Source organism: Streptomyces sp. NBC_00775 (assembly GCF_036347135.1).
Taxonomy (GTDB): domain Bacteria; phylum Actinomycetota; class Actinomycetes; order Streptomycetales; family Streptomycetaceae; genus Streptomyces; species Streptomyces lutosisoli.
Genome location: NZ_CP108938.1, coordinates 4,111,740 through 4,136,750 on the forward strand (window position 1 = coordinate 4,111,740; position 25,011 = coordinate 4,136,750).

The 25,011-nt window shown below is 71.4% G+C and carries 17 protein-coding genes and 1 riboswitch; of the genes, 7 read left to right on the forward strand and 10 right to left on the reverse strand.

Annotated elements, in window-relative coordinates; translation table 11 throughout:
* Nucleotides 1–92 precede the first annotated feature (92 nt).
* The 7 genes from sucD to OIC96_RS18265 all read right to left on the reverse strand — a co-directional run bounded on the left by sucD (nt 93) and on the right by OIC96_RS18265 (nt 10,184).
* A complete protein-coding gene (sucD, locus tag OIC96_RS18235) occupies nt 93–977 on the reverse strand; it encodes a succinate--CoA ligase subunit alpha (protein ID WP_060901445.1) in 885 nt (294 codons plus the stop codon).
* Nucleotides 978–999: 22 nt separating this feature from the next.
* Complete coding sequence (gene sucC, locus OIC96_RS18240) at nt 1,000–2,178, reverse strand: ADP-forming succinate--CoA ligase subunit beta (RefSeq protein WP_330306808.1); 1,179 nt, start codon at nt 2,176–2,178, stop codon at nt 1,000–1,002.
* 432 nt (nt 2,179–2,610) lie between these two features.
* Entirely contained in the window at nt 2,611–4,128 is a 1,518-nt protein-coding gene (locus tag OIC96_RS18245; protein ID WP_330306807.1) for a hypothetical protein, read from the reverse strand.
* A gap of 168 nt (nt 4,129–4,296) precedes the next feature.
* The gene (locus OIC96_RS18250; protein ID WP_330306806.1) at nt 4,297–5,223 is read right to left on the reverse strand and encodes a hypothetical protein; all 927 of its coding nucleotides are present in this window, start codon (nt 5,221–5,223) and stop codon (nt 4,297–4,299) included.
* 172 nt (nt 5,224–5,395) lie between these two features.
* Nucleotides 5,396–6,586 (reverse strand): VWA domain-containing protein, encoded by a 1,191-nt coding sequence (locus OIC96_RS18255; protein ID WP_330306805.1) that lies wholly within the window; start codon nt 6,584–6,586, stop codon nt 5,396–5,398.
* The gene (locus tag OIC96_RS18260) at nt 6,583–9,033 is read right to left on the reverse strand and encodes a DUF5682 family protein (RefSeq protein ID WP_330306804.1); all 2,451 of its coding nucleotides are present in this window, start codon (nt 9,031–9,033) and stop codon (nt 6,583–6,585) included. Before OIC96_RS18260 ends, OIC96_RS18255 begins: the two co-directional genes overlap by 4 nt.
* Nucleotides 9,030–10,184, reverse strand: a complete 1,155-nt coding sequence (locus OIC96_RS18265; RefSeq protein ID WP_330306803.1) for an ATP-binding protein — start codon at nt 10,182–10,184, stop codon at nt 9,030–9,032. Before OIC96_RS18265 ends, OIC96_RS18260 begins: the two co-directional genes overlap by 4 nt.
* Before the next feature lie 133 nt (nt 10,185–10,317).
* On the opposite strand from OIC96_RS18265, the gene OIC96_RS18270 reads away from it, so the two are divergent.
* Both OIC96_RS18270 and OIC96_RS18275 read left to right on the forward strand, forming a co-directional pair.
* Nucleotides 10,318–11,673, forward strand: coding sequence for an SWIM zinc finger family protein (locus OIC96_RS18270; RefSeq protein ID WP_330306802.1), 1,356 nt, complete (start codon nt 10,318–10,320; stop codon nt 11,671–11,673).
* 325 nt (nt 11,674–11,998) lie between these two features.
* Nucleotides 11,999–13,621, forward strand: coding sequence for a DUF5691 domain-containing protein (locus tag OIC96_RS18275; protein ID WP_330306801.1), 1,623 nt, complete (start codon nt 11,999–12,001; stop codon nt 13,619–13,621).
* 302 nt (nt 13,622–13,923) lie between these two features.
* Here the strand turns inward: OIC96_RS18275 and OIC96_RS18280 are convergent, their stop codons facing one another.
* Nucleotides 13,924–14,340, reverse strand: a complete 417-nt coding sequence (locus OIC96_RS18280) for a cobalamin B12-binding domain-containing protein (protein ID WP_330306800.1) — start codon at nt 14,338–14,340, stop codon at nt 13,924–13,926.
* A 751-nt stretch (nt 14,341–15,091) separates the two neighbouring features.
* On the opposite strand from OIC96_RS18280, the gene OIC96_RS18285 reads away from it, so the two are divergent.
* Both OIC96_RS18285 and OIC96_RS18290 read left to right on the forward strand, forming a co-directional pair.
* Nucleotides 15,092–15,952 (forward strand): lipase family alpha/beta hydrolase, encoded by an 861-nt coding sequence (locus OIC96_RS18285; protein WP_330306799.1) that lies wholly within the window; start codon nt 15,092–15,094, stop codon nt 15,950–15,952.
* 226 nt (nt 15,953–16,178) lie between these two features.
* Nucleotides 16,179–17,771 carry a M23 family metallopeptidase gene (locus tag OIC96_RS18290; protein ID WP_330306798.1) on the forward strand — a complete coding sequence of 531 codons (1,593 nt, stop codon included), beginning with the start codon at nt 16,179–16,181 and terminating at the stop codon, nt 17,769–17,771.
* A 101-nt stretch (nt 17,772–17,872) separates the two neighbouring features.
* Here the strand turns inward: OIC96_RS18290 and pcrA are convergent, their stop codons facing one another.
* Nucleotides 17,873–20,344 carry a DNA helicase PcrA gene (gene pcrA, locus OIC96_RS18295; RefSeq protein WP_330306797.1) on the reverse strand — a complete coding sequence of 824 codons (2,472 nt, stop codon included), beginning with the start codon at nt 20,342–20,344 and terminating at the stop codon, nt 17,873–17,875.
* Nucleotides 20,345–20,806: 462 nt separating this feature from the next.
* Nucleotides 20,807–20,979, forward strand: a riboswitch (cyclic di-AMP (ydaO/yuaA leader).
* Between the two features lie 8 nt (nt 20,980–20,987).
* Here pcrA and OIC96_RS18300 point away from each other — a divergent pair.
* Both OIC96_RS18300 and OIC96_RS18305 read left to right on the forward strand, forming a co-directional pair.
* Nucleotides 20,988–22,133, forward strand: coding sequence for a C40 family peptidase (locus OIC96_RS18300; RefSeq protein WP_330306796.1), 1,146 nt, complete (start codon nt 20,988–20,990; stop codon nt 22,131–22,133).
* A 97-nt stretch (nt 22,134–22,230) separates the two neighbouring features.
* A complete protein-coding gene (locus OIC96_RS18305) occupies nt 22,231–23,208 on the forward strand; it encodes a tellurite resistance/C4-dicarboxylate transporter family protein (RefSeq protein WP_330306795.1) in 978 nt (325 codons plus the stop codon).
* Here OIC96_RS18305 and OIC96_RS18310 read toward each other — a convergent pair.
* Nucleotides 23,186–23,539, reverse strand: coding sequence for a hypothetical protein (locus OIC96_RS18310; protein WP_330306794.1), 354 nt, complete (start codon nt 23,537–23,539; stop codon nt 23,186–23,188). The genes OIC96_RS18305 and OIC96_RS18310 overlap by 23 nt on opposite strands.
* 395 nt (nt 23,540–23,934) lie before the next feature.
* On the opposite strand from OIC96_RS18310, the gene OIC96_RS18315 reads away from it, so the two are divergent.
* Nucleotides 23,935–25,008: a C40 family peptidase gene (locus OIC96_RS18315; RefSeq protein ID WP_330306793.1), complete on the forward strand. Its 1,074-nt coding sequence runs from the start codon at nt 23,935–23,937 to the stop codon at nt 25,006–25,008.
* Nucleotides 25,009–25,011: the final 3 nt, after the last annotated feature.

The following is a 25,011-nucleotide window of genomic DNA, read 5'->3' on the forward strand; positions in this document are numbered from 1 at the left end:
CGTACCGGTGCTTCTGTGGGCCAACGCCGGTGGGCCCGCACCCAACAAGGGGTGCGGGCCCACCGGCGTTCAGCTGAATTACGCTAAGAAGTTCAGCCCGCGAGGATCTCGCGCGCCAGCTTCGCCGTCTCGGTCGGCGTCTTGCCGACCTTGACACCGGCGGCCTCGAGGGCCTCCTTCTTCGCGGCGGCCGTGCCGGAGGAGCCGGAGACGATGGCGCCGGCGTGGCCCATGGTCTTGCCCTCGGGCGCGGTGAAGCCGGCGACGTAGCCGACGACCGGCTTCGTCACGTTCTTCGCGATGAAGTCCGCCGCACGCTCCTCGGCGTCGCCGCCGATCTCACCGATCATGACGATCAGGTCGGTGTCGGGGTCGGCCTCGAACGCGGCGAGCGCGTCGATGTGCGTCGTACCGATGACCGGGTCGCCACCGATGCCGACGGCGGACGAGAAGCCGATGTCACGGAGCTCGTACATCATCTGGTACGTCAGCGTGCCGGACTTCGAGACCAGGCCGATGCGGCCCGGCTTCGTGATGTCGCCCGGGATGATGCCGGCGTTCGACTGGCCCGGGGTGATGAGACCGGGGCAGTTCGGGCCGATGATGCGGGTCTTGTTGCCCTTCGACTTCGCGTACGCCCAGAAGGCGGCGGAGTCGTGGACGGCGATGCCCTCGGTGATGACGACCGCGAGGGGGATCTCCGCGTCGATCGCCTCGACGACGGCGGCCTTCGCGAAGGCCGGCGGCACGAAGAGGACGGACACGTTGGCGCCGGTCTTCTCCATCGCCTCGGCGACCGTGCCGAAGACGGGGATCTCGGTGCCGTCGATGTCGACGGACGTGCCCGCCTTGCGCGGGTTGACACCGCCGACGATGTTCGTGCCGTCGGCCAGCATGAGCTTGGTGTGCTTCATGCCCGTGGCACCGGTCATGCCCTGGACGATGACCTTGCTGTCCTTGTTGAGGAAGATAGCCATGGCTGTGGTTTTCCCTCGTCCCTTACTTGGCCGCGGCCAGCTCGGCGGCCTTGTCGGCCGCGCCGTCCATGGTGTCCACGCGCTGCACGAGCGGGTGGTTGGCGTCCGACAGGATCTTGCGACCCAGCTCGGCGTTGTTGCCGTCGAGGCGCACGACCAGGGGCTTGGTGACTTCCTCGCCCTTGTCCTTGAGCAGCTGAAGCGCCTGGACGATGCCGTTGGCGACCTCGTCACAGGCGGTGATGCCACCGAAGACGTTGACGAAGACGGACTTGACGTCCGGGTCGCCGAGGATGATCTCCAGGCCGTTCGCCATGACCGCGGCGGAGGCGCCGCCGCCGATGTCGAGGAAGTTGGCCGGCTTCACGCCGCCGTGGTTCTCACCGGCGTACGCGACGACGTCCAGGGTGCTCATGACGAGACCCGCGCCGTTGCCGATGATGCCGACCTCGCCGTCGAGCTTGACGTAGTTGAGGTTCTTGGCCTTGGCGGCGGCCTCGAGCGGGTTGGCCGCCGCGTGGTCGACGAGCGCCTCGTGGTCCGGCTGGCGGAACTCGGCGTTCTCGTCCAGGGACACCTTGCCGTCAAGGGCGATGACCTTGCCGGAGGCGACCTTGGCCAGCGGGTTGACCTCGACGAGGAGGGCGTCCTCCTTGATGAAGGTGTCCCACAGCGTCACCAGGATCTCGGCGACCTGCTCGGCCACCTCGGCCGGGAACTTCGCCTGGGCGACGATCTCGCGGGCCTTCTCGATCGAGACGCCCTCGTTGGCGTCGACCGGGACCTTCGCGAGGGCCTCGGGGTTCTCCTCCGCGACGACCTCGATCTCCACGCCGCCCTGGACGGACGCCATGGCGAGGAAGGTGCGGTTAGTGCGGTCGAGGAGGTACGAGACGTAGTACTCCTCGACGATCTCGGGCGCGGTCTCGGCGATCATCACCTTGTGGACCGTGTGGCCCTTGATGTCCATGCCGAGGATGTCCGTCGCGCGGGCGACGGCCTCGTCCGGGGTGGCGGCGAGCTTCACGCCACCGGCCTTTCCACGGCCACCGACCTTCACCTGGGCCTTGACGACGGACTTGCCGCCAAGACGCTCGGTCGCCTCGCGGGCTGCCTCAGGCGTGTCAATGACTTCACCGGCCAGCACCGGTACACCGTGCTTGGCGAAGAGGTCCCTCGCCTGGTACTCGAACAGGTCCACGCGCGTCCGTCCCTATCAGTGATCTCGCGGTTCGTTGGATGCGTGGGCGTGCCGCGAAGGGCAACGTGACGTCCGCTGTCACAAGGGTGGCGCACACGGTGTCCGAGCGCGCGGCATGTCCGTCTCGCAGGTTATCGCCGCTTCCCGCGCGTCCCTAAATCGCAGCTCACAGATGAGCGGTGATACCTGTCACAGAGCGGGCCTCACCAGGCTGGGGTTTACCTGGTGAGGCCCCTCGAAGGGCCCCGAAGGGGCCCAGGGAGGGCGGTCCCCACCCCAATGGGGACCACCCGGCCCATCCGCGAGGTTTCGGCCGGACGGACCGATGGGTTTCGGCCGTCCGGGTGTGTGGCCCCGCGGAGTCGTTCGTGTGCCGTGCGACGGCTTCGCCGGTCGTCGTCGTACGCCGTCGTACGGCCAGGCGGGTGGGCGTCAGATGCTGTACGTGCCGTACTGGGCGCCGTGCAGGTAGCTCGGGGCGACCGAGTCGGCCACGCCCTGGACGCCGCCGACGGCGTTGCCCGCGAGGGGGCCGCCGGTCGCCTCGACGGTTCCGGTCAGGTCCTGCGCGAGGGCACCCGCCTGGCCGGCGACACCACCCGCGAACGGGTCGGCCTCACCGATCACACCGCCCGCGAACGGCCGCACGTCGCCCGTGACGCCGTACGCCAGCCCGGTGGCACTGCCCCCGACGCCCGCCACGACCGGCTGCACGAGGTCCACGACCGGCCGCACCGCGCCGACGACACCCCCGGCGAAGGGCCGCACGTCGTCGCCGACGACACCCTGCGCGAACGGGGCGACCTGGCCCGTGACGCCGTACGCGAGCGTTCCCGCGTCGCCCACGACACCGCCCGCGAAGGGCTGGACGTCACCGGCCACGCCGTACGCCAGCGCGCCCGTGTCCCCGACGGACTGCCCGGCGACCGGGACGACACCGTGCACGGCGGTGGCGGCGACGGGCGGCAGGACGGCGGCGACGGTGTCGTCGGCGACCTGCCCGACGAGGCCTCCGGCGAACGGCCGCACGTCACCGACGGCGCCGTACGCCAGTGCCGTCGCGTGTCCGACGGCGTGGTCCACGACCGGGGTGACGCCGTGGACGGCGGTGGCGGCGACCGGCGGCAGGACGGCGGCGGCGGTCTCGTCGACGACCGGGATCGCGAGGCCGGTGGCGGTGCCGACGGCGCCCTGGACCTGCGCGGGGGCGCCGGTGACGGTCCTGCGGGCGCCGGTCACCGTGTCGCCCGCCGTGTTTCCTGCGGTGTTTCCTGCGGTGTTTCCTGCCGTGGCGACGGTCTGCTGGACCTTGGTCTGCGCGGCGGACGGCACGGCGGCGGCAGTGCGCTGGGCGGCCGCGAGCCTGCTCTGCGCCCCGGCGAGGGCCTCCTCCAGCTCCGGCGCGAAGGCCGCGAGGGGGCCGAACAGGTAGTCGATCTCGTCCTGCGGGGCGCTGACGTCGGCGACGGTCTCCCGGGCCTTGCCGGTGCCGTGCTCCGCGGTGGCGGCAACGGCGGCCTTGGCCTGCGAGAGAGGGGTCACGGAGGAGACCTCGGCGTCGACGTAGCGGCGGGCGTGGTCGGCGGTCTTCGTGGCCGCGGTCTTCACCGGCGCGGCCTTCTGGGCGGTGGACGTGACGGTGGTAGCCGTCGACTGCGCCTTGGCGGCGGTGCCCGTGACGGTCGAGGTCGCGCCGTCGACGGCCGAGCCGTCGGTAACGCCGTGGGTGACGCCGGAGACCGTGCTCTGCACGTCGTTCGTCACGTTCCCGACGACGCCGTCGACGGTGTCGGTGACCGTGCCGACGGTGTCGGTCAGGTCGACACTCACGTCGGAAGTGGACAGGGACGACGAGGGCAGCTCGTCCGCGCTGGCGACGGCGGAGCCGAGCGCCCACGCGCCGGTGACACCGGCGGCTATGACGATGGAACGGCGGATGTTCTTGTTCATGGGTACGTCAGATCCTTCGGGATTCCGAGAGTTCGGGACATTCCGGGAATTCGCGGTGCTTTCCGGCGAATTCCGGGGCGTCCGTCCGGGGATCGGAGAGGTGTCCGGACGGCGGGCAGACCTGTTCCGCCCCCGCGCGGCAGGTCGTTCAGCGGGGGAAGGGCTGCCCTAGCCGGGGAAAACGGGAATGTCCCGGTACCTGTCCCGGGTCTCGGCCGCGGCCATCACCGCGGAGGCACCGGGCGCGAGCCGCAGCGGCGCCCGGTGGTCAGAAGTGACGGCATGCGGATCGCCGTGCCGCGGCGCACCGTCGCTGACCGCGGACCGGTCGCCCAGCGCACCGGTCGGGTCGCCGGGGGGTGCCTGGTGAGCGGGGGCCTGTCCCGGCCGTACGCCGCCGTGGTCACGGCGCACGGCGACACCGTCACCGATGTCCACGCCGGGGCCGCTCGGGCCGTACGCGGCGGGGGTGGCGGATATGTCCGGTCGCCGCCCCACGTCGTGCGCGACCGTCGCGCTCGGCTGCCCCGTCACCCCGCTCGACGCCTGCGGCGCCGAAGCGGCCGGAGGAGTCGGCGCACCCGCACCAGGGAGCACGGGCAGGCCCGGCAGGGGCGGCAGCACCTCCGGCGGGGCTTCGGCCAGCCCACCGGTGACCGTCTTCACCAGACCACCGACCGGCCGTACGACGCTGTCGGCGGCCGGCGGGACGACGCTGTCGCCGACCGGCCGGCTGATCCGGCGAGCGGTGTCGGTGACGTGCGCGACCGTCCCGGTGACGTGCTGGACGCCGCTGGAGGGGGTCGAGTCAACCTTCGGGTTGGTCTTCGGGTTGGCCTTCGGGTTGGCCTTCGGGTTGGCCTTCGAGGCGTCGGAGGCCGGCTCGACGGCCTGTCCCACCGCACTCTTCACCGACCCGACGACCCGCGCCGGAGTCGTGGGCACCACCCCGTCGGCGGCGTGCGCCTGCTCCCCGCAGAGGAACCCGAGCGCGAACAACCCGCCCACCAGCAGCACCACTTGCAGCGCACGCCGTCCGGCCGCCGTACGCATCACGCGCAGAGCGGCACCGGGCAGTGCGGCTGACAGGGTCAAGGGGGAGGGTCCTCCCGTGCGAAGGCGGGTGACGGCGGCGGATGGTGCGCGACGGCGGGTGAGGGTTGCCGGGTGAAGGCTCTGAGGCCGCGTCGATCCTCGCACGGGGCTCCCGAGGTTGCGCAAGTCCCCTGTTACCGATGGGTATGCATGTCCGGGTTTGCCATTCCCCTCACCTGGTGTCCGGTATCGGCAGCGGCCGCTTCTCGATCGCCGCCGCCATCACCTCGGGAAACAGATCGGGCGTACAGGCGAACGCCGGTGCGCCCAGGGCCGCGAGCGCCGCCGCGTGTTCACGGTCGTACGCGGGCGCCCCCTCGTCGGACAGCGCCAGCAGCGTCACGAACTGCACCCCGGACGCCTTCATCGCCGCGACCCGCTTCAGCATCTCGTTCCGTATGCCCCCTTCGTAGAGGTCGCTGATGAGCACGACCACCGTGTCGGCGGGCCGGGTGATCTGCGACTGGCAGTACGCCAGCGCCCTGTTGATGTCCGTGCCGCCGCCGAGCTGGGTGCCGAAGAGGACGTCGACCGGGTCGTCGAGCTGGTCGGTGAGGTCGACGACCGCCGTGTCGAAGACCACGAGCCGGGTGGAGATGGACCGCATCGACGCGAGGACGGCGCCGAACACGGAGGCGTAGACGACGGACGCCGCCATCGATCCCGACTGGTCGATGCAGAGGATGACCTCCTTCTTCACGGACTGCGAGGCGCGCCCGTACCCGATCAGCCGCTCGGGCACGATCGTGCGGTACTCGGGCAGGTAGTGCTTCAGGTTCGCCGCGATCGTGCGGTTCCAGTCGATGTCGTGGTGGCGGGGTCTGCTGATCCGGGCGCTGCGGTCCAGGGCTCCGGTGAGTGTGGCCCGGGTGCGGGTGGCGAGCCGCTTCTCCAGATCCTCGACGACCTTGCGCACGACGGCCCGCGCGGTCTCCTTCGTTGTCTCCGGCATGGCCTTGTTGAGGGAGAGGAGCGTGCCCACCAGGTGGACGTCGGCCTCCACCGCCTCCAGCATCTCGGGCTCCAGCAGCAGGGTGGACAGCCCGAGCCGGTCGATGGCGTCGCGCTGCATGACCTGGACGACAGACGACGGGAAGTACGTCCGGATGTCCCCGAGCCAGCGCGCGACCGAGGGCGCCGACGCCCCGAGCCCCGCCGAACGGTCCCGCCCGGGCTGCCCCTTGCCCCCCTTCCCGTACAGCGCGCTGAGCGCCCCGTCCATCGCGGCGTCCTGCCCGGCGAGCACGCATCCGGTGCCGTCCGCCTCGTCACCGCCGAGCACGAGCCGCCAGCGCCGGAGCCGCTCGTCGCGCACATCGGCCGTACGGGCCGTGCCCGGCGCGTCCACCGGCACTGCGGTCATCGGGCCACCTCCACAAGGTTGTTGTCGGCGTTGTAGTCGGCGTCGTTCTCGTCGGCATCGCTGTCCTCGGAGTCGCCGTCGTCGGGCTCGTCCAGCCCCAGCAGCAGGCTCAGCACCGGCAGTACGGCGTCCGCGCGCTCGCGGTCGAGGTCGGGGGCGAACCCGGGTATCCCGGAGGTGGCGGCCGCGGTGCGCCCCGGCGCTCCCGGCCCACGCCGGACGAGCTCGCCCAGCGTCCTGCGCACGCCCGCCTCGTACGCCGAGAACGTCCGCCGCAGCAGCGGCAGCACATCGGTGAACGCCTCCGCCGGCACCCCGGTCAGCCACGCGTCCACCAGGCCGAGCAACCGCTCGTCGTGCACCAGCAGCATCCCGCCGCCGGAGCCGCCCCCGACGAAGCCCTCGATCCACGCGGCCGCGTCCCCGGGCGCCGTCCCCGGCGACAGCACAAGGCCCATGAGACGCGCGGCCTCGTCCTGCGCCAACTCGCCCTCGTCCAGCAGCAGTCGTACGGCCCGCCCGCGGATCACCCCCGGCACGGTGTCGCGCCCGGCCAGCACCCGGAGCACGGAGTGCCAGCGGCCGCGTATACCGCGGGACGCCGGTCCGTCGCCGGACGGCTGTGCGCCACCGGGTGACGTCGTGGACGTCTCCCCCAGGAGTCCCACGGCCCCCTGCACCGCGTCCACATGGCGGCGCATGTCCTCGGCGGCCTCGGAGTCGAGGGCCGCGCAGGCCGGGGGGAGGCCGACGAAGATCCGCTCGGCGAGGCCCACCGCGACGCCGGTCAGGGCGTGGGTGTCCGTGCCGCGCACATCGCCGTACCGCAGGGAGCGGACCAGGGCGGGCAGGGCCTGGGCGAGGTGGCCGACGTCCGCGTCGAGGGCGGCCCGGTCGGCGAGGACCCGCATCACCACGGGCAAGGCATCCGGGAGTTCGGCGAGCAGACAGCGCTCGGCCAGTGCCGTGACATCGGCCAGCGAGGGCGCGGCGACGGCGTCCGACTCGGCCTTGGCCGTCGCGGCGGCGACTACCGTCGTGCCCCACACGCCGGCCTCGGCGACCCGCACCGACAGCTCCGGCTCCCAGCGCAGCCGCCAGGTCTCCCGGAAGGTGCCGGTACTGCTCCGCGACGCGGAGGGCTCGCCCCACTCGACGCCGAGGAGCCGCAGCCGGTGCAGCAGCCTGCTGCGCTCGGCGTCGGTCTCCTTGCGCAGGTCGAGCTCCAGCTCCCGCTCCAGTGCCTCCGGTTTGAGCCGCAGCCGGCGCTGGAGCCGCGCCAGGTCGCGCTGCAACGGCACCGCGGGGGCGGACTCCGGCACCTCCCCCAGCACATCGCCCACCACGAGCCGGTCCCGCACGAGCGCCAGCGGCACGTCCGAGCCCTCGCACATCACAGCCCGTACGGCATCGGTGGTCTCGGTCAGTCCCGGCAGTGGGCGGCCGCGCATCGCGGCGAGCGTGTCGGCCAGCCGCACCGCCTCGATGACATGCGCGGACGACACCATCCGGTCCTCGTCGCGCAGCAGCCGGGCCACCTTGGTCATCCAGCGCTCGACGGGTCGGTCGGGGGCGGCGAACAGATGCCCGTACCAACCCGGCGAGTCGATGCCCGCGCCGTACCCGCTGATCCGGGCCAGCCGGCGGTGCGTCCAGGGCACCCACGTCATGTCGGCCTTCGCCTTAGGCAACCCCTTGAGCAGCGCCCGGTCGGCGCCGGCCGTGGTCTTCTGCCGCAGCGCGGGCACGTGCCAGGCCCCGCACACCACGGCCACCTCGTCGCCGAACTCCCGCTGCGCCGCCCGCAGCTGGAGTCGCATGTGCGCCTCCCGGACCAGGTCCCGGTCGTGTCCCCCGACCCCGTACGCCTCCCGCAGCGCCCCCATCGCCTCCTCGAGCACGGCGAACGGCGCGAACGGATCGCTCCCCGCCCCGCTTCGGTGCTCGACCACGTCCTCCCACCAGCGCTCGGGATCGTCGTAGCCGGCCGTCTCGGCGAGTACACCGAGGGGGTCGATCCGCACTGCCTCGTCCGCGGACAGGTCGGGCTCGTCAGCGGGCAGGCCGGGTTCGCCGGCGGGCCGGTCGGGTTCGGGCGGCGGCTCCTCCTTGCCCCACGCCAGCGTGTGCGTCGCCGGAAGGTCGATGAAGCGAGCCGGCAGCCCGTGGTCCAGGGCCCACCGGATCGCCACCCACTCCGGTGAGAACTCGGCCAGCGGCCAGAAGGCGGAGCGGCCGGGCTCGTCCACGACATGGGCGAGGAGGGCGACCGGGGGCCGCATCTCCTTGTCGGCGGCGAGCGGGATGAGTGCGTCCGCCTCCGGGGGTCCCTCGATCAGCACGACCCGGGGAGCGGCCGCCTCCAACGCGGCCCGCACCGCCCGCGCCGACCCGGGGCCGTGATGCCGCACCCCCAGCAGCAACGGCCCCGCGGTGAAGACCGTCATGCGCTCACCTCCCGGCAGGCCCGGTAGAAGTCCTTCCAGCCGTCCCGCTCGCGGACGACCGCCTCCAGGTACTCCTGCCAGATGACGCGGTCGGCCGCCGGATCGCGGACGACGGCGCCGAGGATGCCGGCGGCGACGTCGCTCGCCCGCAGGACGCCGTCGCCGAAGTGGGCGGCCAGCGCAAGGCCGTTGGTGACGACGGAGATGGCCTCGGCGGTGGACAGGGTGCCGCTGGGCGACTTCAGCTTCGTACGCCCGTCGGCCGTGAGCCCGTCCCGGAGCTCGCGGAAGACAGTGACGACGCGGCGGATCTCGACGGTGCCGTCGGGCGCGGCAGGCAGGTCGAGGGAGCGGCCGATCTGGTCGACGCGGCGCGAGACGATGTCGACCTCGGCGTCGGCGCTCTCCGGCAGCGGGAGCACCACCGTGTTGAAGCGGCGGCGCAGCGCGCTCGACAGTTCGTTGACCCCGCGGTCGCGGTCGTTGGCCGTGGCGATCAGGTTGAAGCCGCGGACGGCCTGCACTTCCGAGCCCAACTCCGGTATCGGCAGCGTCTTTTCCGACAGGATCGTGATGAGCGTGTCCTGTACGTCGGCCGGGATTCGGGTCAGCTCCTCGACCCGGGCCGTCATGCCCTCGGCCATGGCGCGCATGACGGGGCTGGGCACGAGGGCGTCCCGGCTGGGTCCGTGCGCGAGCAGCTGCGCGTAGTTCCAGCCGTACCTGATCGCCTCCTCCGGGGTGCCGGCCGTGCCCTGCACAAGCAGCGTCGAGTCGCCGCTGACCGCGGCGGCCAGGTGCTCGGACACCCAGGTCTTGGCGGTGCCGGGCACGCCGAGCAGGAGCAGCGCCCGGTCGGTGGCGAGCGTGGTGACGGCGACCTCGACGATGCGGCGCGGTCCCACGTACTTGGGAGTGATCACCGTGCCGTCCGGCAGGGTGCCGCCCAGCAGATAGGTCGCGACCGCCCACGGCGACAGCCGCCAGCGGGCCGGGCGGGGCCGGTCGTCCTGCGTTGCCAGCGCGGCGAGTTCGGCCGCGAAGGCATGCTCGGCGTGCGGTCGCAGCGCCTCGCCCGGCTCGTCCGCGATCGCTTCCGCGCGCTCTCCCGCAGGCATATCGACGGACGTCGGTTCAACGGACACGGACATGGCTCGGTCCCCCTCCAGCTCGGCCGGTTCGGATCTGGTACCACCGTGCACCACGCCACTGACAATGCGCTCTGACCTGCACAAACGCGCTCGCGAGGGCCGATTGTCAGTGGCGGGATCTACCTTCGATGACATGACTCAGCAGGCGGTGCGCTGGACGGCGGATCAGGTGCTGGCACTGGCGCCTGACGCCGCGTCACGCAAGGCGGGGAGCAAACTCGGCGCGGCCGGACCGTGGTCCGAGGCAGGCAGTTCTGACGAGGGGACGGTGTGGGGACTGTGCAGGGGAAGTGGCAGCAAGCCGTATCAGACGGTCATCGACATCGCGGACTCCACCGGGCCCGCTTACAAGTGCAGCTGCCCCAGCCGCAAGTTCCCGTGCAAGCACGCGTTGGGGCTGCTGCTGCTCTGGGCGGGCGCGGACGGCTCGGTGTCGCCGGGGCAGGCGCCGGACTGGGCGGAGCAGTGGATAGAGGGGAGAAGGAAGCGCGCACAGGAGAGGACGACGGCGGGCGGGGCATCTGGAGCCGCGCCGTCGGGTGACCCGGAGGCGGCCCGGCGCAGGGCGGAGCGGCGGGCCGAGCGGATCACCGCGGGGGCGGCGGAGCTGGAGCAGCGGCTGGCGGATCTGCTGCGCGGCGGCCTCGCCTCGGCCGAGCGGGAGGGGTATGGGATGTGGGAGGAGACGGCGGCCCGGATGGTCGACGCGCAGGCACCCGGTCTGGCCGCGCGCGTAAGGGAGTTGGGGGCGATCCCGTCGTCCGGTCCGGGCTGGCCGGTGCGACTGTTGGAGGAGTGCGCGCTGCTCCACCTCCTCGACCAGGGCTGGCTGCGACGCGAGCGGCTGTCGGACGACCTTGCCGCGACGGTCCGTTCACGGGTCGGGCTGTCCGGCTCGGCGGACGGCCCGCCGCTGCGGGACCGCTGGCTGGTCCTGGCCCAGTACGACACGGCGGACGCCCGTCTCACGACGCGCAGGATCTGGCTGTACGGCACGGAGTCCGGCCGCACGGTCCTGCTCCTCTCCTACGGCGCGGCCGGCCGCGCACCGGAGCTGGCGCTGCCCGTGGGGCTGGCCTTCGAGGCGGAGGTGTCCTCGTATCCGGGCGCCGGACAGCTGCGGGCCGCGCTGGGCGAGCAGTTCACGCCTCCCACACCCGCGGCGATACGGCCACCAGGGCTGACCACACCCCAGGCGGCCGCCCGCTACGGAGAGGCGTTGCGGGCCGACCCCTGGCTGGACTCCTGCCCGGTCACCCTGGACCGGGTCGTCCCCACCCCGGACGGCGACACCTGGCAACTCGCGGATGCCGAGGGCGGCTTGGCCCTCCCCCTCACGCACTCCGCCCGATCCCGCCCCGACCTGTGGCGGCTCGTCGCCCTCTCCGGCGGCGCCCCCGTCACGGTCTTCGGCGAGTGCGGCCACCGCGGCTTCACTCCACTGACGGCCTGGCCGGAGGGCGCGGGGGAAGCGGTGCCGCTGTGCTGACCATCGCGGGCCTCCTGGGCACCCCGGGCGTCCTACGCAGCCCGGGCACCCTGACGACCCCGGATGCCCCGGATGCCCCGACCACCCGTGGCGTGTCCGTGATCACCACATCCGTGGCTACTACCTCAGTGCCCATCACATCCGCGACGCCCGCTTCCGCGCCTAGCACCTCCGCGACGCCCCCTTCCGCGCCTATCACCTCCGCGCCCACCAACCCCGTGCCTATCACCACCGTGCCCGTCACCTCCGCGCCCACCAACCCCGCGCCTATCACCACCGTGCCCATCACCTCTGCGCCCACCAACTCCGTACGGAAAGGACGCTCATGAACACGACCTCGGCCTCCGCGGGCGCGCCCGCCGGCGGCTCCTGGGAGGAGCTCGTCACCGTGGCATTGCTCGGGACCGAGCGGCGTACGCCTCCGGGGTGGGGGCCGGGGCGGGAGGCTCCGGTGGCGTTGCTGGACGCGGCCGCGGTGGAGACGCTGCGGCGGCGGGCCGGAGTGCGGCCCGCCCGGGCGGCGGCCCGTCCGGAGCCGGCGGCGCGGGATCCCCGGCCGGCCCTGCCACCCGCGGCGGCCCGCAGGCTGGCGATACTGCTGGCGGACCGGCCCGGCGCGGGAGGCGGTGGCCGCCGGGGGACGGCGCCGGACCTCATGGAGCTGCTCCCCCAGTGGCTCACGCTCGCGAACGCCCGCGGATTCGCGGCACCCCCACAGGCCCTGCCCGCGCTGCTCGACGCGGCCCGGGGACGTACGGATCTACGGCCGGCGGCCCTGGCCTTCGCGGGGCCACGGGCGTTCTGGCTGGCGCGGCTGAACCAGGAGTGGCGCTTCGCGCTGCGCTCCGCACCGGGCGGCGGGGCCGCGCTGCCGGGACCGGAGGAGGCCGAGCGCGTACAACAGCTGTGGCAGGAGGGGCTGTTCGCCGAGCGGGTCGCGCTGCTCTCGGCGATACGGGCCAAGGAACCCGACGCCGCACGCGAGTTGCTCACCACGACCTGGGCGACGGAGCGGGCCGAGGACCGGCTGATGTTCCTCGACTCGCTGCGGTCGGGGCTGTGCGCGGCGGACGAGCCGTTCCTGGAACGGGCGCTGACCGACCGGAGCCGCAATGTACGGGCGACGGCGGCGGAGTTGCTGTCCGCGCTGCCGGGTTCCGCGCTCGCCGCGCGGATGGCGGCCCGGGCCGGTTCGTGCGTGGCCGTCGACCGTATGCGAGGCACGCCCACGATCGTCGTCGAGGCACCGCACGAGTGCGACGCGGGCATGGAGCGGGACGGTGTGGCGCCGAAGCCTCCAACGGGGCGGGGCGAACGGTCCTGGTGGCTGGGCCAGTTGGTCGAAGCGGCGCCGCTCGGGACGTGGCCGGGTCGGTTCGGGGGCCGTACGCCGGAGGAGATCGTGGCATTGCCCGTGGCGGACGACTGGCAGGGCGAGTTGCATGCCGCGTGGTGCCGGGCGGCGGTGCGGCAGCGTGATCCCGGGTGGTCCAGGGCGCTCCTCGGGGCACCCTCCGCGCCGGAGGCCGGCGGGCCGGGGGCGGTGTCCCTTGCGGAACGGTCGAAGCTGCTGGCCACGTTGGGGGCCGGGGAGCGGGCCGAGTGGGTGGCGGGGTTCATCGGGACGCATGGGTTGTCCGAGGCGTTTCAGCTGCTCGGGGTGTGTGCGGTTCCCTGGGCGGGGCCTTTGGGGCGGGCCGTGGTCGACGCGCTCGATATCGCGCGGGATGCCGGGAGTTATCCGTGGAGCTTCAGTGGGGTGATGGGGTTGGCCGAGCGGTGTCTCGATCCGGGGGAGGCTGTGCGGCTCGATGGGCTGACCTCTGTGCCCGACGAGTCGGAGAACACCGCGCCGGGAGCCGGCAGCTACTGGGCCGAGGCCTTCCAGCGCCTTGTCACCACACTGCGTTTGCGCGCGACCATGGCATCAGAGCTCGCGGGGCCATGAGGCGGTTTTCGCCCCCGCCGCCCCTACCCGTCCCATCGCCAGGGGCTCCGCCCCTTCGACCCCGTGGGGGTGGGTGGGGGTTGTTCGTTTGGCTGCGGGTGGGTGGGGGCTGGGCGCGCAGTTCCCCGCGCCCCTGAAGGCTCGGGGCTGCGCCCCGTCGCCCCGGCCGGCCCCGGGTTCTTTTAGGGGCGCGGGGAACTGCGCGCCCAGCCCCCACCCGCCCGCGGACGACACACAACTCAGGGACGGGGCGGGTAGGAGCGGCGGGAGCGAAAGAGTCACCCGCGCCCCCGCCGGAGGCGCTACGCGCCTGCGGGCTGCCTGACATTCGCCCGTACCCAGTCCACGATCGACACAGTCGTCGCCCCGGGCGTGAAGATCTCCGCGACGCCCTTCTCCTTGAGGGGCGCGATGTCCGCCTCAGGGATGATGCCGCCGCCGAAGACCTTGATGTCCTCCGCGTCGCGCTCCTTGAGGAGCTCGATGACGGCCGCGAAGAGCGTGTTGTGGGCGCCGGAGAGGATCGAGAGACCGATCGCGTCGGCGTCCTCCTGGATCGCGGTGTCGACGATCTGCTCGGGGGTCTGATGGAGGCCGGTGTAGATGACCTCCATACCGGCGTCGCGCAACGCCCGCGCGATCACCTTGGCCCCCCGATCGTGGCCATCGAGCCCCGGCTTGGCCACCACCACGCGGATCGGACCGGTTGCCACACCCATCACTGCCTCCATGAACGGACTACATCAACCTGTACCGACTACCGACACATGGCCGCTGACTACTGACTACGGGCTACGGACCGCTAGCGACCGACTACGGACCGCTAAAAGGCGACTACGAACCGCTAACTATCGACTACCGATTGCCGACTACCGAAAACCTACACATTTCGCATATTTCGCCGCCCACCACACCGGATACACCACCCAGCACTGGCATCCCGCGCCAAACCCGCCGGGGAAGTGAACGAACGTTATCGCCAGCATCCCGCAATGGGCAGTTTCGCGGTGGAGACCGAGGGGGAAATCACACACTGGGACAAGTTAGCCGCGCACACTCCACATCCTGCGGCACACGTGCCGCATGGATCTGTGGCACAGGGGCCACAACCGGAGCCTGCGCAAGGAGAGCCGCGACCAGGTGGCCGCACCACCGCACCGTCAGCGGGACACCGTGGTGGTGGGGCACAACGGCAACGGCACGACAGCGAGGGGCCACGCCGGCACGAGGACGATGGAACTTGGAACTGCGGAACGACGGAACGACGGGAATCCGCGACGGTCGCGCCCCTCGTACCGTCGCGCCATCCATCGCGACCCTCACACCCCCCGGCAGGGCAACCCCGTAGCGTAACCGGCACCTCACGTGCCGCACACGCACCGTCGGCCGCCGCCGTCACCGCCACCGTGGCTTTCCATGAGGGCACACGGGGGACAGAGCGGTCCTCCGCGTGCCGACTGGAGGTCGGCCATGAAGGTCACCAGGGCGGCGTCGCCCCTTCTCCCCCTCTGTCAGCTCCTGTTTCCGAGCAGACTGGCCGGACTCTCGGTGACCCTCCTGAAGGCGACGGCCCTGGAGCTCGCGATCCTCGCCGGGCACCTCCTCCTCTACCCCTCGGGCATCACCCCGGAGCGCCGCACCACCCCCGCCCTCCCCTCGCCCGACGCCGCCCGGCTGCCCACCGAGGTCAAGCCCCCGGTCGTCCTGCTGCACGGCTTCATCGACAACCGCTCGGTCTTCGTCCTGCTGCGCCGCAACCTCGCCCAGCACGGCAGGCAGCACGTCGAGTCGCTCAACTACTCACCGCTGACCTGCGACATCCGTACCGCCGCGGAGCTGCTCGGCCGCCACATAGAGGAGATATGTGAGCGCACCGGTCACGACCGGGTGGACATCGTCGGGCACAGCCTCGGCGGACTGATCGCGCGCTATTACGTGCAGTGCCTCGGCGGCGACCTCCATGTACGCACCCTCGTCACGCTCGGCACCCCGCACTCGGGCACCCGTGTCGCCCCGTTGATGAACGCGCACCCGATCGTCCGCCAGATGCGCCCGGGTTCCGAGGTCATCGAGGAACTGCGCCAGCCCGCACCGGGCTGCCGTACGCACTTCGTGAGCTTCTGGAGCGATCTCGACCATCTGATGGACCCGCTGGAGACGGCCTGCGTCGACCACCCGGACCTGCTCGCGCAGAACGTACGCGTGAGCGGAGTCGGCCATCTCGCCCTGCCCGTGCATCCCGCCGTGGCGGCAGGGATACGGCAGGCGCTCGACATGGAGGAGCCAGGAGTCGGCTCCGGCACCCAGACCGACGGCCTGACAGTGGCGTAACAGCCGCCATACAGCCGCCCAACACCCTCTTGGCTTCGAACACTCTTCGAACGCCAGGCCAAAGCCGTGCCTGCCCTCCCCCGAAACACGGCCGAATGCCCGTTTCCTGCGCGAGGGAAACCTGCCGAAGATTGTCCCGCCCGCGTACCGCCGGGTACAGTCACCGCACTGCTCTGCCAGCCGCACTGCTCTACCAGCCCCTGTTGTCGAGGCGAAAGAGAAGTTGGTGAACGACCGTCACCCGTCGGGGACCGCAACTCCCCCGGCTCCGGCTTCCGATGCCGCCTCGGCGCTCTACGCGTCTTACGGCGGGCAGGAAGTCCAGTACGGCGACTTCACCACGTACGACGGCTACACCACCACCGGTTTCGACACCGGCGCGGGCGCCACGGGCAGTTACGCGACCACGAGCTTCGCGACCGACCCCCTCTTCGGCGACATGACGGGCCAGAACGGCGGCACGGGTTCGTACGACGCCACGCAGTGGGGCACCGGCAGTCACCAGACGTTGAACTACGACCCGTACGCCGCGCAGCACCAGGCCGCGTACGACACCGGCAGCTACGAAACGACCACGTGGGCGACCGGTTACCAGCAGCTCGCCGACATCCCCGCGCAGCATCCGGGCCCCGACGCCTCGGGCCAATGGGACGCGACCGCCTGGCTCCAGCCCGATCAGCCACTCGATCACGCCCAGCAGTGGAGCGCGCCGGCTCAGGAGACGGGCGCGTACGACGCGACGCAGTGGAACACCGTCGGCGGCCACGACACTTACGAGTCGTACGACCACACACAGCCCGACGCGTACGAGCACCAGCACCCGCAGGCCGACGCCTACGAACAGCAGCATCCGCAGGCCGAGTCGTATGAGCACCAGGCCGAGCCGCTCGCGCCCGAGTCCTTCGACCAGCAGGCGACCGCCACGTTCGAGCAGCTCCCGTACGAGCAACCCGCCGCCGCGGACGACGAGTTCGAGACCTCCGCCGACACGGACGACACCGGCGACGAGCACGAGACGCCGCTGCTCGACGACATGGAAGAGGTCATCCCGGCCCAGCGCGCCGCATCGCGGTCCGCGTCCCGCTCCCGTCGCCGTACTCCCGCGAAACGTTCCGCTCTGCTGACCGTCGCCGTGCCCTCGGCCTGTGTGATGGGCGTCGCGGGGATCGCCGCGGCCTCCGTCGGCAGCATCGGCGGAAGCGACAGCAAGGACACCTCGGCCAGCGCGGCCGACACGACCTCGGTGAAACCGTCCGCCGCCAACAACAAGTTGGACACCCAGCTGCAGAGTCTCTCCGCGGGCGCCGACGACTTCGCCGACCGGGCCAGCCGGACGCAGGAACGTATCGACCTCAAGGCCCAGCAGGAATCCGAGAGGCAGAAGGCGGCGGCGGAAGCCGCCCGCAAGGAGCGGCTGCGGCCGAAGTTCGCGCTGCCGGTCACGCAGAAGGGGCTCAGCGCCTACTTCGGCCAGGCGGGCGTCAACTGGATGTCCGTGCACACGGGCATCGACTTCCCGGTCTCGTACGGTACGACGGTGATGTCCGCGACCGACGGGACCGTCCGCACGCAGTGGAACAGTGCGTACGGGAACATGGCGATCGTCACCGCCAAGGACGGCACGGAGACCTGGTACTGCCACCTCTCCAGCTACAAGGTCGCGTCGGGCACGACCGTCAAGGCCGGTGACCCCATCGCCTTCTCCGGGAACTCCGGCAACTCCACCGGCCCGCACCTGCACTTCGAGGTCCGCCCGGCCGGCGGCTCGGCGATCGACCCGCTGCCGTGGCTGCGCAGCCACGGCTTGGACCCGACGTAACCACCCCCGCGACGTGACAACCCCCGGCATGACAACCGGGGTCATCGCCCGCGCCTGGGACCCGGCGTAACAACTGCCGGGCCCCGCCCACGCCTACCGCCCTACAGCTTCTCCACCGGCGCGTACCGCAGCAGCAGCCGCTTCGGCTTCGGCTCCCCGAAGTCGACCGTCGCCTCCGCGTTCGCGCCCGTCCCCTTCACGCCGACGACGGTTCCGAGGCCGAACTGGTCGTGTGTGACGCGGTCCCCGACCGCCAGCGAGACCACCGGCTTCTCGGAGGCACCGCGGCGCGTCGCGAACCCGGAGGCCCCCGAGGCGGCGGACCGCGAGCGCGAGGACGACAGGGACGCCGCGATGCCCGAGGCCGGACCCGACGACACGGGAGCCATGGCACCCGTGCGCTTCCAGTCCAGGTGGGCCTCCGGGATCTCCTCCAGGAAGCGTGACGGCGGGTTGTACGAGGGCTGCCCCCACGCGCTGCGCATGGACGACCGGGTGAGATACAGCCGTTCCCGCGCGCGCGTGATGCCGACGTACGCCAGGCGCCGCTCCTCCTCCAGTTCCTTGGCCTGTCCCAGCGCACGCATGTGCGGGAAGACGCCGTCCTCCATGCCGGTCAGGAAGACCACGGGGAATTCGAGGCCCTTGGCGGTGTGCAGGGTCATCAGGGTGATGACGCCGTTGCCGTCCTCCTCGTCCGGGATCTGGTCGGAGTCGGCGACGAGCGCGACCCGCTCCAGGAACGCGGAGAGCCCGCCGGGCGCCGCGGCCTCGCCCGCTGCCTCGCCCTCGCCGGACTCCTGCTCGAACTCCAGGGCCACGGCGGCGAGTTCCTGGAGGTTCTCGATACGGGTCTCGTCCTGCGGGTCGGTCGAGGCCTGCAACTCGGCGAGATAGCCGGTGCGTTCGAGGACCGCCTCCAGCACGGTGGCCGGGCCGGCGCCCGATTCCACGATCGTACGGAGGTCCTCCATGAGCGTGTTGAACCGCTTGACGGCGTTCGTCGAGCGCGCCGCCATCCCGTACGCCTCGTCGACGCGGCGCAGGGCCTGCGCGAAGCTGATCTTCTCGCGCTGCGACAGCGCGTCGATCATCGCTTCGGCGCGCTCGCCGATGCCGCGTTTGGGGACGTTGAGGATGCGGCGCAGCGGGACGGAGTCCTCCGGGTTCGACAGCACGCGCAGATACGCGAGGACGTCCCGAACCTCCTTGCGCTCGTAGAAGCGGACACCGCCGACGACCTTGTAGGGCAGGCCGACGCGGATGAAGATCTCTTCGAAGACACGGGACTGCGCGTTCGTACGGTAGAAGACGGCGACGTCGCCCGCCTTGGCCTCGCCCGCGTCGGTGAGACGGTCTATCTCGTCGGCGACGAACTGTGCCTCGTCGTGCTCGGTGTCGGCGACATAGCCCGTGATGTTCGAACCGGCGCCGGCGTTGGTCCACAGGTTCTTGGGGCGGCGGGACTCGTTGCGCTCGATGACCGCGTTGGCGGCGGACAGGATCGTCTGCGTGGAGCGGTAGTTCTGCTCCAGCAGGATCGTCGTCGCGTCCGAGTAGTCCTCCTCGAACTGGAGGATGTTGCGGATGGTCGCGCCGCGGAAGGCGTAGATCGACTGGTCGGCGTCGCCCACGACGCACAGCTCGCCGGGGTCGCTGTCGGCGGGCCCCACCAGCTCCCTGACCAGGGCGTACTGCGCGTGGTTGGTGTCCTGGTACTCGTCGACCATGACGTGGCGGAAGCGGCGGCGGTAGTGCTCGGCGACGTCCGGGAAGGCGCGCAGCAGATTGACCGTCGTCATGATCAGGTCGTCGAAGTCGAGCGCGTTGGCCTCGCGCAGCCGCGACTGGTACATCGCGTAGGCCTGAGCGAGGGTCTTCTCGAAGCCGTCGGCGGCCTGGCCCGCGAAGTCCTCCTCGTCGATCAGCTCGTTCTTCAGGTTCGAGATCTTGGCGCTGAACGACTTCGGCGGGAACCGCTTGGGGTCGAGGTCCAGGTCGCGGCAGACCAGGGCCATCAGGCGCTTGCTGTCGGCGGCGTCGTAGATCGAGAACGAGGAGGTGAAGCCGAGCTTCTTGCTCTCGCGGCGCAGGATCCGCACACACGCGCTGTGGAAGGTCATCACCCACATCGCACCCGCGCGCGGGCCGACGAGGTGCTCGACGCGCTCCTTCATCTCGCCCGCGGCCTTGTTGGTGAAGGTGATCGCGAGGATCTGGCCGGGGTGGACATTGCGCTCGGCCAGCAGATACGCGATCCGGTGCGTGAGCACACGGGTCTTGCCGGAGCCCGCGCCGGCCACGATGAGCAGCGGGGAGCCGGAGTGCGCCACGGCCGCCCGCTGGTTCTCGTTCAGCCCGTCCAGCAGCGCCGCCGCGTCCACGGCGGGCCGGGGCGCGCCGTCGCGGTAGTACGCGTCCCGGTCCGGCGGCACGTCGAACTTCCCGCCGAACAGATCGTCCGGAACGGGCTCCGGCACGTGATCGTCCTCGGGCGGCGGCGGGGGCTCTTCCTCGTGGGCCCGTGAGGGCTTGAGGTCCGCCAGGAAGCTGTCATCAAAGAGGCTGCTCATCGCTCTCCGAGTCTAGGCCGCCCCACTGACAGCCCGCCGCCACCCTGAAAACTCGACCGGAAGTCGTGACGCGGCTCAGGAACCCAGGATCTTCCGGTGCCGGCCGCCGGCACCCTCCCACCCCCCCCAGAACCGTTCCGTCACGTTCGGTGACGGTCGGTGACGGTCGCCGCCTTGCCAGGCAGCCCGGCTTCGGCGGCGTACGGCTGCCCGCTGTCGCGCGAGAGCCGACGCGGCATCCGATCGTGACCGACCGGAAACTAACGCCCGGAGCGGGGCGGACGTCACTACTCCTGACAAGTCGCCATAGATCATTCCGGATTGACCGCGCGGGGTGACGCCCAGGGCAAAGGTCACGAAAATGTATCGGGCATATCGCACATCAACCTTCACACGGGCCACACGAGTTGGCTAGCGTGCCGGGCAGGCCGCTCGACCCGCACCGGCGAACATCGCCGGGCCGTGCGGCCTCCGCCGAGTTCGGCGCGCCCTCGCGGCAGCCGGAGCCGGGGACCCAACCGACCTTGGGGTGAATCGGTCCACCTGCCTTGTGGGGCAAGGACCGTAGGGCAAACCTTCCGGAACCACCCGCCCGAACCCGACAGCTAACTCGGTAGGCGGATGACGGAAGGAGTCGCCTCTCTTGGCGTCGCATCGCACACCGCGTCCTACGGGTACGCGCGTAGCAGGCATACGGACCCCCGCCGCCCTGGCGACGGCGGCGCTCACCTCGGTGGCCCTGCTCTCCCAGACGGCGAACGCCGCGCCCTCGGCCGAGCCGAGGCCGAGCCTCGAAGAAGTCGAGAAGAAGGTCAACGACCTTTACCACCAGGCCGAGACGGCCACCGAGAAGTACAACGCGGCGAAGGAGAAGACCTCCAAGCAGCGCAAGAAGGTCGACAGCCTCCTCGACGACGTCGCCAAGCGCACCGAGAAGCTCAACACCTCGCGCGAGGAGCTGGGTTCGTTCGCGGCGGCGCAGTACCGCACCGGGGCCGCCGCCCCCGACACCGCGACCCTCCTGCTCGCCGACGACCCGCAGGACTACTTCGACCAGACCCAGCTGATGAGCCGCCTGACCACCCGCCAGAAGGCGGCCGTCGACGACTACATCACGGAGCAGGCCGCCACGACGAAGAAGCGCGCGGAGGCCTCCAAGAGCCTGCAGACGCTGACCACCTCGCAGAGCGCGCTCAAGACGTCCAAGGCAGACGTCCAGAAGAAGCTCTCCGCGGCCCGCGAACTGCTCTCGGACCTGACCGCCGAGGAGAAGGCGCGGCTCGCGGCGATCGAGAAGAAGAAGCAGGAGGAGGCCGACCGCAAGGCGGCCGAGCTGGCACAGCAGCAGGCGGCCGCGCAGAAGGCGGCGGCTGCGAAGGCGGCCCAGCAGGAGTCGTCGTCGAGCTCGACCACCACGGACTCCTCGTACGCCACCAAGGCCGCCAAGGCCATCGCCTTCGCCCGCGCCCAGATCGGCAAGCCGTATGTCTGGGGCGCGACGGGCCCGGGCTCGTACGACTGCTCCGGACTCACCCAGGCCGCCTGGAAGGCCGCCGGCGTCACACTGCCGCGCGTCACGACCGACCAGGTGAACGCGGGCACGACGGTCTCCCTCTCCGACGCCCAGCCCGGTGACCTGGTCTTCTTCTACGACGACGTCAGCCACGTGGGTCTCTACATCGGCAACGGCATGATGATCCACGCGCCGAAGCCGGGTGCGTACGTCCGCGAGGAGTCGATCTACTACGGCGGGACCTCGATCATCCACAGCGTGGTGCGTCCGGCGTAAGGCGTTTTTGCGGTGCACGCGCGCGTGAGGCTTGTCATCCGCCACGCGCGCGCGTGGCCCGCGGGCAACCGGCCCGAAGATCCCTAGCATCGGCCCCATGCCAGCAGCCGTCTCCCCGCTCCGCACCTGGTGGGCCCAGCGACCGCCCGCCGCCGGTGCCGCCGTCATGGCCACCGGCGTCATGTCGGTCGGGCTGCATCTGACCGGCTACGAGACCCTGTCCCGTATCGCGCTGGCCCTGGCGTCCGCCGGCTGGCTCGCGCTCGCCGCGGACTTCGTCGTCCGGCTGGCGCGGGAGCGGGAGCGGTGGGTGGAGGAGGCGGGCACACCGGCCGGGCTCACCGCCGTCGCGGCGACCACCGTGCTCGGTACGGGGCTGTCCGCACTGGGGTGGCAGGGGCCGGCCGAGGCCCTGCTCGCACTGTCGGCCGTGCTCTGGCCGGTGCTGCTCTTCCGCGTCGTACGGCACTGGAAGCGCCGTATGCCGGGAGGCGTGTTCCTCGTGTGCGTGGCCACGCAGGGGCTCGCGGTGCTGGGCGCCACGCTCGCCGCGGCCGTGGACGCGGAGTTGCTCGCGCATGCCGCACTGGTGCTGTTCTGGCTCGGGATCGCCCTCTACGGGGTGGCGCTCGCCCACTTCGACCTCCGCGAGGTGGCCTGGGGCGCCGGGGACCACTGGGTCGCCGGCGGCGCGCTCGCCATCTCGGCGCTGGCCGGGGCCAAGCTCATCGCCGCGCACCACGTGAACCCGTACCTGTGGAACAACGACGACCAGGGCGTCCTGCGCGCCGTGACCGTCGCGCTGCTGGTGCTCGGCCTCGCCTGGTACTGCGTCCTCGCCGTCGCTGAGCTGGTGTGGCGTAGACCCCAGTACGACGTACGGCGCTGGGCGTCCGTCTTCCCGATGGGGATGACGGCGGTGGCGGCCCTGTCGGTCGCGACCGCCCTCTACATCCCCTGGCTCAAGGGGCCGGGGCAGGTGCTGCTGTGGATCGCGGTGGCGGCGTGGCTGGCCGTCGCGGCGGGAGCCGTGCGGTCCTCCGCCGCGGCCGTCAGGTCCAGAGCACCGCGATGAAGATGTTCGCGGTGGTCAGCAGCCCGACGAGCCCGAAGAGGCCCTTGTCCACCTTCTCGTCGTCCCGCTTCACATAGACGAGCCCGAGGATCACGATCAGCAGGGCCAGCTTCACGCCGATCTTGATGGTGTTGACCGTGTTGTCGTCGGCCTGGTTGAGGCCGACCAGTACGACGCCCGTGACCAGCATGGTCAGCGCGCCATGCAGCATCGCGGGAACGAAGCGGGCGGTGCCCTGGCCCATCGCCTTCATCTGGGTGAGAAAGCCGCCGAGAAGCGAGGCGATGCCGATGATGTGCAGGCCGACGAAGAGATGGATGAGTACGTCCATGAGGCCGGAGCCTAATCGGACGCCCAAGTCCCTCTTGTCACCGGCCCACCCCTTGTAACCCCTAGCACCCGGGCAACCCCGGTTTTCCCGGATTCGCCGCATCGGTCATCGCACTGCGTGAAGTCGGCGGCGCCAGGCGGTGATCACGGTCACATACGGTCACTGGGCGATCCAGTGGCGACAGTTCCGCACATGGCGTTACCCACGCCTCACTCCCAGGTTTAGCGTCCTCCACCAGGTGACCGGCTCCCCACCGCCGCCCGGGCCAGGGGCGGCAGCCGGCCACCACCGCCGAGAAGGTCCGGCGGTGGCCCGCTCCCCCTGTGTGGGCCGCCGCCGGACGCGTCACCGCTGACCGCGCTCCCCTCGCGGTCGTACCGAAGGATGTGGCCCTCGTGGCAGCGCACCGCAAGCCCAGACCGCGCTCGCTCGGCGGAAACACGGCCCGCACAGCCGCCACGATCGCCCTCGCGGGCGCGGCGACGGCGACCGGCTTCGACGGGACCGGGCACGCCGATCCGCAGCTGTCTCCGGCGCAGGTGAAGGCCAAGGTCGACAAGTTGTACGAGGAGGCGGAGGTCGCCACCGAGAAGTACAACGGTGCCAAGGAGAAGGCCGACAAGGCGGAGGAGCGGCTGAACACGCTGCGCGACGAGGCCGCGCGCAGGGAGGACCGGCTCAACTCGGCGCGGGACGCCCTGGGTTCGATAGCGGCGGCGCAGTACCGCAGCGGCGGCCTCGACCCCGCACTGCAGCTCGCGCTCTCCGACGATCCCGACCAGTACCTGGACGGGGCCGCGTTCGCCGAGCGGGCGGGCAGCCGGCAGGCGGCGGCCGTGGGCCGCGTACGCAAACAGCTGCGGGAGATCGAGCAGTTGCGCGGCGCCGCACACGTGGAACTCGCCTCGCTCAAGTCGCGGCAGGCCGAGCTGAAGCGGCACAAGAAGACGATCAACGGGAAACTCGACGCGGCACGGCTGCTGTTGTCCCAGCTCAGCCCCGATCAGCGCGCGCGGCTGGGGGAGGCCGGTGGCATCGACGGCGCTGGGCAGCGCGCCTCGCGCTCGTCGGCCCGGGACCTGGACCCGGTGTCGTCGTCCGGTACCGTCGCGGCCGCCAACTCCCGTGCGGCAGCGGCCGTTTCCTACGCCTACGCGAAGCTCGGCAGCCCCTATGTCTGGGGCGCCACGGGCCCCGACGCCTTCGACTGCTCAGGCCTCGCCCAGGCCGCGTACCGCTCGGCGGGCATCTCGCTGCCCCGGACGACCTACGCCCAGATCAATGCCGGACGCCGTGTCTCGCGCTCCGAACTCCTCCCGGGCGACCTGGTGTTCTTCTACTCCGGCATCAGCCACGTCGGCATCTACGTGGGCAACGGCATGATGATCCACGCCCCCAACCCGACGGCGCCGGTACGCGTGGCGCCGATCGACGAGATGCCGTTCGCGGGGGCCACTCGGGTGGTGTGAGCG